The following is a 13,591-nucleotide window of genomic DNA, read 5'->3' on the forward strand; positions in this document are numbered from 1 at the left end:
GTCCACCGGAGTGGACCGCCGCCCGCCTGACAGGACTTGGGGGCCTGGACGTGTCCTCGTGGGAGTCCGGGCCGAGGTGTGGCTATCTCGTCGGCTTCTTCCCGGTGACGCCCAGGTGGACCAACAGCGCAAGATTCGGCTTCAGTTCGGCCTGCTTCACGCCCCAGGAGGTGAAGCCCTTCTGATGGGAGGCGACCGCCGCGAGCATCGCGACGAGCGAGCCGGCGATCGCGGCCGGGTTCACGTCCTTGTCGACCTTGCCTTTGGACTGGAGTTCGGCAATCGAATCCGCAAGAGAATTGTTCACCGAGTTCAGGATCTTCATACGGAGCTTGTAGAAACGCTTGTCGCCCTCGGCCGCCCCGAGGTCGACGACGCGCAGGATCGCGTCGTTGCGGCGCCAGAAGTCCAGGAACTCCTCCACCAGTTCCTGTGCCGTCTGCCAGCCGGCCTTTCCGACCCAGGAACGGCCCTGGAGCACCTCCGTCAAGGCGGCGCTCTCACTGGCCATTTGATCGGCGATCTCCAGGACGGCGCCCTCGACGTCCGGGAAGTACTGGTAGAAGGTGGCGGGCGAAGTGCCCGCCTTCCGGGCGACGTCGATCACTTTGACGTCCCGGTACGGGGATGAGCTGAGCATCTCACTGAGGCAGTCGAGCAGCTTCTGCCGGGTCGCCTGCCCGCGGCGCCCGGCCACACGGCCGTCGACGGTACGCACTTGTCCTGTCATGTCGTCAGCTTACCGAGGGGTGATGGGAGCGCGATTCGGCCGACTGCAAATGGGGTGCGGGGGGTGCGGAGGGGCTGGTGTGCCTGGTCTGCGGGGTGCGAGCGATCCCGTTACGTTGAGGACATGGCCGAAAACAGGGCATCCGGATACGCAGAGGGCGTCCCGTGCTGGGCGGACGCGCAGCTGCCCGACGTGGAGGCGGGAAAGCGGTTCTACGGTGAGCTCTTCGGGTGGACCTTCGGGGTGGGGGAGACGTACGGCGACTCCGTCCCGGCCCGGGTGGGCGGGGAGCCGGTCGCGGCGCTCACGCCGAAGACGGACGGCCGGATGCCCACGGTCTGGACGGTGTACTTCTTCACCCCGGACGCCGGGGCGCTGGGCGAACGTATCCGGGTGGCGGGCGGCCAGGTGGTCGGCGGCCCCTGGAGGGTCGGCCGGGCGGGCACGACCACTCTGGCCGCCGACCCGGAGGGCGCCGTGTTCGGCCTGTGGCAGCCCGGCCGGCGACAGGGCTTCGGCAGGCGGCACCAGCCGGGCGCGTTCGACTGGGTCCAGCTGTACACCCGCGACACCGAGGCCGCCGACACCTTCTACGGCGGCCTCTTCCACGAGGCCCTGTTCGGCGCGGACGCCCGCCCGGACTTCGGCCGCGCGGCGGTCGGGGAGGTCTTCCCCGCCGAGATGCCGCCCCACTTCCTCGTCCACTTCCGGGTCGCCGGTCTCGGTGCCGCCCTGGACGCGGTCGCGCGGCTGGGCGGCCGGACGCAGGTGTCACCCTTCGAGACGTCCTACGGGACCGTGGCCGTGGTGGCCGACAATCAGGGGGCGTCCTTGGCCGTACTGGAGAGGTGAGCGGTGGCATACCGGGCGGTAACCGGCGTCTCGGCGGCGGGAGGCAGTCGGTGTGTGGTTGAGTTTTGAATGGTTTGCGGCGAGACATCCCGTTTTGTCGCCGGGTTCGCAACCAGCGCCCCGGCCAGGAAGAATCGGGGTGCGTGCCGCCGCGGCGGTGCGGTGGTGAGACGCTGCACGGGGGCCGCGTGCACACGGAGGTGGCGCGGCTCGTACGGGGAGGTGGCAGGCAAGTGGTGGATCAGCTGACGCAGCACGATCCGCGGCGGATCGGGCCGTTCGAGGTGCTGGGACGGCTGGGGGCCGGCGGCATGGGGCTGGTCTATCTCGCGCGCTCGGCGTCCGGCCGGCGGGTGGCGATCAAGACGGTCCGTACCGAGCTGGCCGAGGACCAGTTGTTCCGGGTGCGCTTCACCCGCGAGGTCGAGGCCGCGCGGGCGGTCTCCGGCTTCTACACGGCCGCGGTCGTCGACGCCGACCCGCGCGCCGCCGTGCCCTGGCTGGCCACCGCCTACGTCCCGGCGCCCTCCCTCGAGGAGATAGTGACCGAGTGCGGGCCGCTCCCGGTGCAGGCCGTGCGCTGGCTGGCGGCGGGTGTGGCCGAGGCGCTTCAGTCCATCCACGGCGCCGGGCTCGTCCACCGCGACCTGAAGCCGTCCAACGTGCTCGTGGTCGAGGACGGGCCCCGCGTGATCGACTTCGGTATCGCGTCCGGCGTCTCGAACACGCGGCTGACCATGACGAACGTCGCCGTCGGCACGCCCGCGTACATGTCTCCCGAGCAGGCCAAGGACTCCCGCAGCGTCACCGGCGCCAGCGACGTCTTCTCGCTCGGCTCCACGCTCGTCTTCGCCGCCACCGGCCACGCCCCCTTCCACGGCGCCAACCCCGTCGAGACGGTCTTCATGCTGTTGCGCGAGGGCCCCGACCTGGAAGGACTCCCGGACGAGCTGCGTCCGCTCATCGAGTCGTGCATGCAGATGGAGGCCACGGCCCGCCCCACCCCGGCCGACCTCCAGGCCCAGCTCGCCCCCCACCTGTTCGGCTCCGGCACCGACGACAGCGGCACCGCCTCGGCCTGGCTGCCCGAGCGGGCGGTCGGGCTCATCGAGTCCCGGCGCGGCGGCCGCCCGGCACCGCAGCCCACCGCGGCCGGCCCGCGCGGCACCGTCCGGCCCCAGGCGCCGCCGCCTCCGCCCTCGCACGACCCGGTCGTCCCGTCGCCCCATGTGCCGCCCCTGCCGGCCGTGCCCGCCCCGGTCGGCGCGCCCGACTCCGGTCCCGTGCGGCTGGCCGGCGCGCAGGTGCCCATCGGGCCCGGTCCGCGCGTCGCCGACGTCCGCGCCGCCGCGGCCGTCAAGGCATCCCCGCCGGAAGCGGCCCTGGCGGCCTCCTGGACCAGGCAGCACGGCGCCCACCACGGCGTCAACGGCGCCGACCCCGCCGTATCGCCGGTCTCGCCGTCACCGTCCGCGCCTTCGGAGGCCGCGACCGGCTGGCGCCCCTGGCGCTTCCGCATGTCCAACGACGTCTGGGGCACCCCGGCCGTCGCCGGCGACCTCGTCTACGTCACCTCCTTCGAGGTGCACGCCCTGGACGTGGCCACCGGCCGCCGCAGCTTCAAGACCCGTGACGTCGCCTGGTCGATGGCCGTGGCGGACGGCCGTATCCACGCCTCCGACGGCCCCACCCTCTTCGCTCTGGACGCCCGCGAGGGCACGGACCTCTGGCGCCTCCAGACGGACGCCTGGGTGTACTCGCTGCGGGCCGACCGGGGCACCGTCGTCACCGGGACCCGCGGCGGCGGCGTCCAGGCCTATGAGGCCGCCGGCGGCCAGAAGCTGTGGGAGATCACCGGCTGCCAGACCGACTTCGAGTCGGCCGAGGCCGGCCCCGCCGTCCACGACGGCACGGTCTACGTCTGGCAGGACGCCCGCCTGCGCGCCCTGGAGGCCCGCACCGGCGAGGAGCGCTGGTCCTACCCCATCGGCGACGCGGCCTCCTGCGGCGGGGTGCCGGTGCGCGTCACCCCCGCCCCGGACGGCTACGTCTACGTCTCGGCCGGCACCCGGGTCCTGGCCATCGACGTGGCCGGCGGCCACGTCCGCTGGCACTTCGAGGCCCCCGCGGTCTTCCTCTGCCCCCCGGCCTTCGCCCCGGGCCCCGCCGTGACCGGCGGCGGGGTCTACCTGGCCGACTACCTCGGCACGGTCTACGCCCTCGACGCCACCGACGGCCGCGACCGCTGGCGCATCGCCACCGAGTCCCGCGCCTCCGTCGAACCGGTTCTGGTCGCGGCCGGCCATGTGCACGTCGGCAGCGGCAAGGGCCTCTACACCCTGGACGCGGTGACCGGGACGCCCAAGTGGCGCTTCCAGGCCGGCGGCGAGATCGTCGGCTCCCCGGCGGTCGCCGACGGCCGTATCCACTTCGGCTCCACCGACCACCTCCTCTACACCCTCAAGGCCGACGACGGCCGCCTGCGCTGGAAGCTGGCGACCGGCGGCGAGATCACCGGCTCCCCGGTGGTCCGGGACGGCGTCGTCTACGCGTGCAGCAAGGACCGGTGCGTGTACGCCCTCGACGCGGAGAAGGGGACGGGCACGGCGCGCACGGCCTGAGCCCGCTGCGGAATGTGGAACTTCCGTGTGGATGTGGGGTGACGGCCGTCGCACGGGTTCACGGAAGGGGCTCGGACGGCGGCCGTCGGTCCAGGTGAACGGCTTGCCTCGTCACCGTCCACGCACAGGACGCTACCGTCTGTGGCATCCACCCGCCATGCGAGGGCCGACGGAAGATCCGGTGCGCCGATATGGTGATCGCATGCAGGTACGGGGGCGCAGACTCAGGTTCACGGCGGTACTGGCGATCGTGGTGCTGGCACTCACGGGCTTCTCCCGGGGCCACGGCCACAGCCACCACAGCGGCGGCGGGGGCGGCGGTTGCAGCAGCTCCCACCAGGACCACGACAGCTCGTCGTCGACGACATCGGGCGGCGGATCGTCCTACGACGACTCGTACGACGACCCCTATGGCGACTCGTCCGGCGACTCCTATGGCGACCCGTCCGGCGACTCCTACGACGACACTTACGGCAGCAGCACGAGCGGCGGCACGAGCGGCGGCTCCTACGACCGCCGCCGGACCCACCGCCCCACCTCCACGCCCTCCGGCGGGAGCAGTGGCACCGCGCTGAAATCGGGGACCGTGAAGCTGATCAGCTGCGCGACCGAGAAGAGGCCGTACGCGACGGTCGAGATCACCAACCCGAACAACCGCACCGCCACGTTCCTGGCCTGGGTCACCTTCTACGACGCCGACGGCGCCTTCCTGGTGAGCGACACGTCCTCCGAAGTCTCCGTACCGGCCAAGGGCAAGGCGACCACGCGGGTACCGCTCGGCACGAACTTCCTCCCCGCGGTCGACCACTGCGAGGCGGACGAGGAAGCTCAACTCGGCTCCTGAACAACCGGGTCCGCCTGTCTGTCAGTGCTTGACCGCGGGGAGGAAGGCGGCCCAGGTGGCCGTCGCGAAGAGGAGGACCGGGCCGTCCTCGGCTCGCTCGGAGCCGAGGACGGGGACGATGCCGGGGGCGACATCGACGCAGTCTCCGCCGCGGGCATTGCTGTAGCTGCCCTTCGCCGGGCCGTACCACGCCGATCGGCCGCGACGGCTCCCCCTCGGCGCCGTCGCGGCCGGATTCCCCCGTCGGCCTGTGGTCAGGCGGGCTCGGACGTGATGTGGATGTTGTCCGGCGTGACCGTGCCGTCGTCCTTGGTGTCGGTGATGTGGATGTTGTCCGGCGTGACGGTGCCGTCGTCCTTGGTGTCGGTGATGTGGATGTTGTCCGGCTCTACGACCGACTCGTCCTTCTTGGCGTCGCTCAAGGTGCTTTCCTTCCTGGGCGCTGAACTGAAGTGTGGTTCGCCCGGCCGTTCCCCCGATGGACGGCCGGGCGAACAACTGGTCGCCCCACACTAGATCGTTGGCGGGGCGCCCTCACCGGCGATCCGTCTGCCCCCCGACACGACGGCTCCACGACAAGAGAATGACGCCCGGCGATAAACGAACGATGAACGTCGCGGCGGGCTCACAGGGCGGCGGCCGGTACCAGCAGCGCGCGGACCGTCTCCGCCTCGGGAGAGCCGAGCGCCTCGTAGATGGAGAGGGCGTCCTGCCAGCAGACCTGGGCCCGCCCGGACTGCCCGGTCCCGTCCAGGGCCCGGCCCAGAACGGTGAGGACGTTCCCGCGGCGCCACTCACCACCGATCCCGCGCAGCACGGTCAGCGCGGTCTCGGCGTTGGCCGATGCCTGGGCGTGCCGTTGGGTCTCGACGTCGAGTTCCGCGAGCCGGAACAGCGTCATGCCCTCCCACAGCCGCTGGCGGCTTTCCCGAAAGACCTGGAGCGCCTCCTGCAGCCGCTCCGTCGCCTCGGCGTGCAATCCGTTCTGGGTGAGCGCCATGCCGAGGGCGTATCGCCCGTTCGCGCTCTTCACGGTGTGGCCCAGGGCCTCGTACATGTCGACACCCTGCTGGGCCAGTTCCACGGCGGTCGTGGGGCGCCCGGTCACCACATGGATGCGGGACAGGTTGCACAGGACGCTGGCTTCGCCGGCCCGGTCACCGCAGTCCCGGAAGTCGGTGAGCGCCTGTTTGAAATGCTTCTCGGCGTCCTCGTACCGCCGCTGGTAGAAGGCCATGGCGCCCCGGCAGTTCTCGGCCCAGCAACGGGCCAGCGGGTGGTCCGGCGCTTCTCCCAGCTCCAGGGCCTGGCGGGCCGCGTCGTCCGCTTCCGTGAAACGCCCCGACAGCTGGTGGGCGTTGGCCAGGACCACCGCGGCCCGTACCTCCGCGTGCCGGTCCCCGCACGCCCGTGCCGCGTCGAGCAGGGCGAGGGCGGCGGCATCGTACTCGCGTGAGTTCGCGCCGGACTCGGTCAGGTCGACGGCGACCCACAGGAGGTCGATGGCGCGCAGCAGGGTGGCCGGTCCCGCGAACTGGCGCACGCACGCGAGCAGGGAAACCGCCTCCGCGTACAGCCAGTCCTGGGCCGTGTGCCGGTCGTCGAACGCGAGCCCCGGGTACTCGGTCGGCTGCAGGTGGTCCACGACCCGGTCCCCCGGCCGCTCCATCGCGTACACCCGTGCCGCCGTGGCCAGGTAAAAGTCCAGCAACCGCGACATCGCGGCCTCCCGCTCGCTCGGCGGGTGTTCGTCGCGCTCCGCGCACGCACGCGCGTAGAGGCGGACCAGGTCGTGGAACCGGTACCGCCCGGGCGCCGCGGACTCCAGCAGGGACGTGTCCACCAGGGACTCCAGCAGGTCCTCGGTCTCCTCCACGGGCAGGTCCAGGACCGCCGCTGCCGCCGCCAGGGAGATGTCCGGGCCGTCCGCCAGGCCCAGCAGGCGGAAGGCGCGGGCCTGGGCCGGTTCCAGCTGGCCGTAGCCCAGTTCGAAGGTGGCCTTGACCGCCAGGTCGCCCGCCTGGAGTTCGTCCAGGCGACGGCGCTCGTCGGCCAGCTTCGCCGCCAGGACCGAGACCGTCCAGGTCCTCCTCGAGGCCAGGCGGGACGCCGCGATGCGGATCGCGAGGGGGAGGAAGCCGCAGGCCGCCACCACGTCCAGGGCCGCCTTCCGTTCCGACGCCACCCGCTCCTCGCCGACGATCTTGGTGAAGAGCGACAGGGCCTCCTCCGGGCTCATCACGTCCAGGTCGATCAGGTGGGCGCCCGCGAGGTCGACCATGCGGACGCGGGAGGTGATCAGGGCGGCGCAGCCCGCCGTGCCCGGCAGCAGGGGTCTGACCTGGGCGGCGTCCCGCGCGTTGTCCAGCAGGACGAGGACCCTGCGGCCGTCCAGGACCGAGCGGTACAGGGCCGCCCGTTCCTCCAGGGAGTCCGGGATCGCCGAGTCCGCCGTGCCCAGGGCGCGCAGGAAGGAGCCCAGGACCGTCTCCGGTTCGGCCGCGCGCGCCCCGGCGCCCTGGAGATCGACGTACAACTGGCCGTCCGGGAAGGCGCTCCGCGCCTGGTGCGCCACGTGCACCGCCAGGGTCGTCTTCCCCACTCCGCCGATGCCGGCCAGCGCGGAGACCGCCATCACGCGGCCCTCCGCCGAGGCCAGGATGTCGCTCAGCTCGACGACGAAAGCGGATCGGCCTGTGAAGTCGGGGACGGTGGCGGGGAGTTGAGCGGGCCGTACCGGTGTGGCGGACGGCCGCGGGGCCGGCGCGGAGGGTTCGGCCAGCGCCGGGTCGGCCCGGAGGATCCGCTGCTGGAGTTCGCGCAGTTCGGGGCGCGGATCCACGCCCAGTTCGTCGGCCAGCAGCCGGCGCGTGTCGGCGTACACCGCCAGCGCCTCCGCCTGCCGGCCGCTGCGGTAGAGCGCGAGCATCAGCAACTCTCGCAGGCGCTCGCGGAGCGGGTGGGTCGCGGTCAGGGCCGTGAGTTCGGAGACCGCCTCCGCGTGGCAGCCCTGCTCCAGGTCCATGTCCAGGCGGGATTCGAGGAGTTGCAGACGCCACTCCTCCAGGCGGGTGCGCTGTGTCTCGGCGTACGGGCCCGGCACTCCCGCCAGTGTCTCGCCGTCCCACAGGGCCAGCGCGCGTTCGAGCGTCGCCCGCGCATGGCGCAGATCACCCGTCGCGCGGGCCTTGTCCGCCTCCGCGGCCAACTCCTGCGCCACCGCCACGTCCAGGGCGCCCTCGGGCAGGCCCCGTATCGCGTAGCCGCCCGACTCGCTGGCCAGGACCCCGGGGTCCAGCACCTTGCGCAGCCGGGAAGCGTACGTCCGCAGCGCCGCCAGCGCCTGCGAGGGCGGTTCCTCGCCCCACAGCGCGTCGATCAGCTCCGACGCCGTGGCCGTACGTCCCTCGCGCAGCAGCAGCGCCGCGAGCAGCGCGCGCTGCTGGGGCGATCCGGTGGCCAGCGGTTCCACTCCGCGCCAGGCGCGCACCGGCCCGAGTACGCCGAACCGCAGCGTCGCCGATTCCCCGGGACCCCGCTGTTCAGGCACTCGCGGTACACCGTCCATCGTTGCCCCCTGGCCCCCTGACGAACCTTCCACAACCAAGAGGCCAGTTTGCCTTGTTCATGGCAGATGCGTCAGCTGTGGGAGACGGCGATCACAGGTCGACGGGCGCGGCATCACACGGTGCACACAACACCTCCCGCGTTCCCGCCTGTCGCCGCTCCCGATGCGGCTCCGGCCCCAGGAAGACCGGGTTCGTGAAGGCCGCCATCACGCCCGGCAGCGGCCCCGCCGCGGTCTCGTGCCGCAACTCCGCCCGGACGTACGCCGCGTGCGCCGGTGTGGTCCGCCACTCGACCGCCCCGGAGCCGGAGACCGGGAACGGGTCGCTGGTCAGCAGCACGCCCTGGTCGGTCACCAGACGGGCCGTGCAGCGCGGGACACCCGAGGCCTCCAGGCGGACCGTCACCGGGGCGTCCTCGGGCAGCCGCAGCCGCTCCCCGATGCCCGCGGGCTCGCCCCGGCCGCCGCTCACGGTGAAGGTGAGCGACACGTGCCGGGACTCGGCGACGTACGAGCGGCCCGCGCGGATGCCCTCCTGGATCGCCTCCCGGGTCAGGTCGTCGGCCAGGACGACCGTCTGGGGGGTGCCCACGGCGTCCGGAGGCCGGTGGGCGTCGCTGTTGCCCATCGCCGGAAGCCACCGCCCGCTGTTCCCCGCGGACGCCACCAGCATCGCGTCCCACGCCGCCAGCGCCATCTCGTCGTCGGGGGTGAACGGGCCGTTCCACACCTCCACCGCGTCCGCCTCGCCGAAACCGGACTTCCACGCGCAGCCGACGCAGTCGGCGTGCGGATGGGCGGGGACGACCAGGCCACCGGCCCGGCGGATGTCCTGGGCGAAACGGCCGAAGCGGTTCTCGCGGGCCCGGTAGCGCCAGTCCACGAACGTGCCGGGGTCCGTGCCGAGGGCCAGTACGTGGCCGTTCCGTGTCGTCACCTCCTCGCCGAGCAGGATCAGCAGGTCGTCGCCCGCCTGGCCGGCCCAGTGCGGATGGGAGGAGGTCGTGTTGTGGTCGGACGTGTTGATGAAGTCCAGCCCGGCGGCCCGTGCCTGCGCCGCGATCTCGGCGGGGGTGCGGCGGCCGTCGGAGTGGCAGGAGTGGAGGTGGCAGTCGCCCCGGTACCAGGCCCGGCCCCGGCCCCCGGCCCGGGCGGGCGGGTACACCGGGCGGGGGGTCCGGCCGGGCTCGCCGTGGGTGAGCGTGACGGTGATCTCGTACGACAGGCCCTGCGGCGCCACCGTGTAGGGGCCGAGCGCGATGTGCCAGGTGCCCGCGGTGAGCGGCCCGGGCAGGTAGCCGGGGGTGGCGTCGTCCGCGCGGACGAAGAACTCCGCACGCGCCCCGCCCGACCAGCCGCGGAAGCCACGGCCGCCGAGCCCCGTGCCGCGCGCGTCGAAGATGCCGATGTCCAGGGCGTTGCCGGGGGTGCCGGCCGGGACGGACGGCCTGTCGTAGGCGTAGGTGACCCGGATCTCCCGGACACCGGGCGGCACTTCGACGGGAACGTACACATAGTCCGGTGAGCCGGCCGGCAGCGTGCCGCGGATCGTCCGGGTCCGCCGCTCGCCGTCCGCGGCCGGGGCGCCACTCGCGAAGGTCACGCTGTCCAACGTAGGCGCCCCGACGGCACCCGTCATGAGCGGAGCGCGTCCGCCGGGCGGCGGACACCGGGCCGTCGATCACCACGATCGTATGCTCGGAGGATGACGACTTCCGCGCCCCCCGGAACCGGACCCACCGAGAACTCGCTGCGTCGCGCCCTCAGGCGGGCCCGGGACGGCGTCGCCCTCGACGTGTCCGAGGCGGCCGTGCTGCTGCAGGCCCGCGGTGAGCACCTCGACGACCTGGCCGCCTCCGCCGCCCGGGTGCGGGACGCGGGGCTCGAGGCCGCCGGGCGTCCCGGCGTCATCACCTACTCCAAGAGCGTCTTCGTCCCGCTGACCCGGCTGTGCCGGGACAAGTGCCACTACTGCACCTTCGCCACCGTGCCCGGCAAGCTGCGCCGCGCCGGGCACGGGATGTTCATGTCCCCCGACGAGGTGCTGGACATCGCCCGCCGGGGCGCCGAACTCGGCTGCAAGGAAGCGCTGATCACCCTCGGCGACAAGCCGGAGGACCGCTGGCCCGAGGCGCGCGAGTGGCTCGACGCGCACGGCTACGACGACACCATCGCCTACGTCCGCGCGGTCTCCATCCGCATCCTGGAGGAGACGGGGCTCCTGCCCCACCTCAACCCCGGCGTCATGACCTGGACGGACTTCCAGCGGCTCAAGCCCGTCGCGCCGAGCATGGGCATGATGCTGGAGACGACCGCGACCCGCCTGTGGTCCGAGCCCGGCGGCCCTCACCACGGCTCCCCGGACAAGGAACCCGCCGTACGGCTGCGGGTGCTCCAGGACGCCGGCCGCTCGTCCGTGCCGTTCACCTCCGGGATCCTGATCGGCATCGGCGAGACGCACGAGGAGCGCGCGGAGTCCCTCTTCGCCCTCCGCAAGGTCGCCCGCGCCCACCACGGCATCCAGGAACTGATCATCCAGAACTTCCGCGCCAAGCCGGACACCGCGATGCGCGGCATGCCGGACGCGGAACTGGACGACCTCGTCGCCACGGTCGCCGTCGCCCGGCACATCATGGGCCCGAGCGCCTGCCTCCAGGCCCCGCCCAACCTGGTGGACGCGGAGTACGAGCGCCTCATCGGCGCCGGCATCGACGACTGGGGCGGTGTCTCGCCGCTCACCATCGACCACGTCAACCCGGAGCGCCCCTGGCCGCAGATCGACCTCCTGCGCGAGCGCTCGGCCGCCGCGGGGTTCACCCTGCGTGAACGTCTCTGCGTCTACCCCGAGTTCGTCACGCGCGGCGAACCCTGGCTCGACCCGAGGCTGCGCCCGCACGTGAGCGCCCTGGCGGACCCGGAGACGGGCCTGGCCCGCGAGGACGCGACCGTCGAGGGCCGCCCCTGGCAGGAACCGGACGAGGCCTTCACCGCGAGCGGCCGCACCGACCTGCACCGCACCATCGACACCCTGGGCCGCACCGCCGACCGCCGGGACGACTTCGACGAGGTCTACGGGAACTGGGACGCCCTGCGCGAGGAGGCGGCCCCCGGCATGGTGCCGGAGCGCATCGACACGGACGTACGGCAGGCGCTGCGCACCGCGGCCGACGACCCGACGCGGCTGACCGACGCCGAGGCGCTGGCGCTGCTGCACGCGGACGGCCCGGCGCTGGACGCCCTGTGCCGGGTCGCGGACGACGTACGGAAGTCGGCGGTGGGCGACGACGTGACGTACATCGTCACGCGCAACATCAACTTCACCAACGTCTGCTACACCGGCTGCCGTTTCTGCGCCTTCGCGCAGCGCCGGACGGACGCCGACGCGTACACCCTGTCCCTGGAGCAGGTCGCGGACCGGGCGCAGCAGGCCTGGGACGTGGGCGCCGTGGAGGTCTGCATGCAGGGCGGCATCCACCCGGACCTGCCCGGCACGGCGTACTTCGACATCGCCAGGGCGGTGAAGGAGCGCGTCCCCGGGATGCATGTGCACGCGTTCTCGCCGATGGAGGTGGTGAACGGCGCGACCCGCACCGGCATGTCGATCCGCGAGTGGCTGACGGAGGCGAAGGCCGCGGGCCTGGACACCATCCCCGGCACGGCGGCGGAGATCCTCGACGACGAGGTCCGCTGGGTGCTGACCAAGGGCAAGCTGCCGACGGCCACCTGGATCGAGGTGGTGACGACCGCGCACGACCTGGGCATCAGGTCCTCCTCGACGATGATGTACGGCCACGTCGACCAGCCCCGTCACTGGCTCGGACACCTGCGGACCCTGTCCCGGATGCAGCAGGAGACGGGCGGCTTCACCGAGTTCGTGACCCTGCCGTTCATCCACACCAACGCCCCGGTCTACCTGGCGGGCATCGCCCGTCCCGGCCCCAGCACGCGGGACAACCGGGCGGTGACGGCGATGGCCCGGCTGCTGCTGCACCCGCACATCCCGAACATCCAGACGAGCTGGGTGAAACTGGGCACGGAGGGTGCGGCGGAGATGCTCCGCTCCGGCGCGAACGACCTGGGCGGCACGCTGATGGAGGAGACGATCTCCCGCATGGCGGGCTCCTCCTACGGCTCGTACAAGTCGGTCAAGGACCTGGTGGCGGTGGCCGCGGCGGCCGGCCGGCCCGCGAAGCCGCGGACGACCACGTACGGTGAGGTCCCCGAGGAGCGGCAGCGCGCGGCGGCGGCCTCCGACGGCCACCTGCCGGAACTGCTTCCGGTGCTGGACTGAACGGCGCCGCACCGATGGGGGAGGCCGCCCACAGTACGATGATCCGGCTGTTGCGGGGGCGAGTAGCCGAGTAGCCGAGGAGATGCGTGCCCATGCCTGCCCGAATACCCTCGTGGGCCTGGGTCGGCGGCCTGACCGCGGGAGCGGTCGCCGTGGTCGCGGCGCTGGCGGTACAGGCCGACCAGGGCCCGCACCCGCTGGCCACGGCCGCGCACCCGCGCGCCTCGGCCTCGGCGGGCGCGCACCCCCCGGCCGCCGCTCCCCCCAAGCACACCGCGCCCCCGGCGGTTCCCGCCGCCTCCGGAACGGGCCGCCGCATCGTGTACTCGCTGGGGCGGAAGCGGGCGTGGCTGGTCGACGCGAGCGACAAGCCGGCCCGCACCTTCGCGGTCTGGCCGGGCACGGTCAGCCCGGACCCCGGCGCCTACGCGATCTCGAAGCGGGTGGCCGCCACCACCGGCTCCGACGGGGTGCGCATCGAGCACATCACGTACTTCGCGGGCAAGTCGGGCGTCTTCATCGCCTTCAGCAACGCCGTGGACGGCTCCTCGCCCCCGCCCCCCGCCTCCGGCGCCAAGACGGGCGGCATCCGCACGACCAAGGCCGACGGGGCCGCGCTGTGGGCGTTCGCGTCCAAGGGCACGAGGGTCGTGGTCGTCCGGTAGCGGCGCGTCACCCTCACCGG

Annotated in this window: 10 protein-coding genes; 5 read left to right on the top strand and 5 right to left on the bottom strand. The window is 72.9% G+C overall.

Annotated features, from left to right (window positions below; translation table 11 throughout):
* Positions 1–82: 82 nt before the first annotated feature.
* Positions 83–718 (bottom strand): TetR family transcriptional regulator, encoded by a 636-nt coding sequence (locus ACWDUZ_RS05465; protein ID WP_451630696.1) that lies wholly within the window; start codon positions 716–718, stop codon positions 83–85.
* 135 nt (positions 719–853) lie between these two features.
* Here ACWDUZ_RS05465 and ACWDUZ_RS05470 point away from each other — a divergent pair, with 135 nt between their 5' ends.
* The 3 genes from ACWDUZ_RS05470 to ACWDUZ_RS05480 all read left to right on the top strand — a co-directional run bounded on the left by ACWDUZ_RS05470 (position 854) and on the right by ACWDUZ_RS05480 (position 5,047).
* A complete protein-coding gene (locus tag ACWDUZ_RS05470; RefSeq protein WP_451630480.1) occupies positions 854–1,582 on the top strand; it encodes a VOC family protein in 729 nt (242 codons plus the stop codon).
* A 233-nt stretch (positions 1,583–1,815) separates the two neighbouring features.
* Entirely contained in the window at positions 1,816–4,203 is a 2,388-nt protein-coding gene (locus tag ACWDUZ_RS05475; RefSeq protein WP_451630481.1) for an outer membrane protein assembly factor BamB family protein, read from the top strand.
* A 202-nt stretch (positions 4,204–4,405) separates the two neighbouring features.
* Positions 4,406–5,047 (top strand): hypothetical protein, encoded by a 642-nt coding sequence (locus ACWDUZ_RS05480; RefSeq protein WP_451630482.1) that lies wholly within the window; start codon positions 4,406–4,408, stop codon positions 5,045–5,047.
* Between the two features lie 21 nt (positions 5,048–5,068).
* Here ACWDUZ_RS05480 and ACWDUZ_RS05485 read toward each other — a convergent pair whose 3' ends face one another.
* From ACWDUZ_RS05485 to ACWDUZ_RS05500, 4 genes are all read right to left on the bottom strand, one after another.
* On the bottom strand, positions 5,069–5,305 hold the full coding sequence (locus tag ACWDUZ_RS05485; RefSeq protein ID WP_451630697.1) for a DUF397 domain-containing protein: 237 nt from the start codon (positions 5,303–5,305) through the stop codon (positions 5,069–5,071).
* Positions 5,302–5,469, bottom strand: a complete 168-nt coding sequence (locus ACWDUZ_RS05490) for a hypothetical protein (protein ID WP_451630711.1) — start codon at positions 5,467–5,469, stop codon at positions 5,302–5,304. Before ACWDUZ_RS05490 ends, ACWDUZ_RS05485 begins: the two co-directional genes overlap by 4 nt.
* A 203-nt stretch (positions 5,470–5,672) precedes the next feature.
* Entirely contained in the window at positions 5,673–8,615 is a 2,943-nt protein-coding gene (locus tag ACWDUZ_RS05495; protein ID WP_451630483.1) for a BTAD domain-containing putative transcriptional regulator, read from the bottom strand.
* A gap of 91 nt (positions 8,616–8,706) precedes the next feature.
* Positions 8,707–10,254: a CehA/McbA family metallohydrolase gene (locus ACWDUZ_RS05500; RefSeq protein WP_451630484.1), complete on the bottom strand. Its 1,548-nt coding sequence runs from the start codon at positions 10,252–10,254 to the stop codon at positions 8,707–8,709.
* Between the two features lie 66 nt (positions 10,255–10,320).
* Here ACWDUZ_RS05500 and ACWDUZ_RS05505 point away from each other — a divergent pair, with 66 nt between their 5' ends.
* A complete protein-coding gene (locus ACWDUZ_RS05505) occupies positions 10,321–12,906 on the top strand; it encodes a bifunctional FO biosynthesis protein CofGH (protein ID WP_451630485.1) in 2,586 nt (861 codons plus the stop codon).
* A 92-nt stretch (positions 12,907–12,998) separates the two neighbouring features.
* Complete coding sequence (locus ACWDUZ_RS05510; RefSeq protein ID WP_451630486.1) at positions 12,999–13,571, top strand: hypothetical protein; 573 nt, start codon at positions 12,999–13,001, stop codon at positions 13,569–13,571.
* Positions 13,572–13,591 lie beyond the last annotated feature (20 nt).

The sequence above is a fragment of the Streptomyces sp. NPDC003393 genome, from assembly GCF_053589015.1.

Excerpts from the sequence above, each read along its gene's own strand:
- ACWDUZ_RS05505 (WP_451630485.1), top strand. The coding sequence starts at position 10,321 with ATGACGACTTCCGCGCCCCCCGGAACCGGACCCACCGAGAACTCGCTG.
- ACWDUZ_RS05510 (WP_451630486.1), top strand. The coding sequence starts at position 12,999 with ATGCCTGCCCGAATACCCTCGTGGGCCTGGGTCGGCGGCCTGACCGCG.
- ACWDUZ_RS05470 (WP_451630480.1), top strand. The coding sequence starts at position 854 with ATGGCCGAAAACAGGGCATCCGGATACGCAGAGGGCGTCCCGTGCTGG.
- ACWDUZ_RS05480 (WP_451630482.1), top strand. The coding sequence starts at position 4,406 with ATGCAGGTACGGGGGCGCAGACTCAGGTTCACGGCGGTACTGGCGATC.
- ACWDUZ_RS05495 (WP_451630483.1), bottom strand. The coding sequence starts at position 8,615 with ATGGACGGTGTACCGCGAGTGCCTGAACAGCGGGGTCCCGGGGAATCG.
- ACWDUZ_RS05500 (WP_451630484.1), bottom strand. The coding sequence starts at position 10,254 with ATGACGGGTGCCGTCGGGGCGCCTACGTTGGACAGCGTGACCTTCGCG.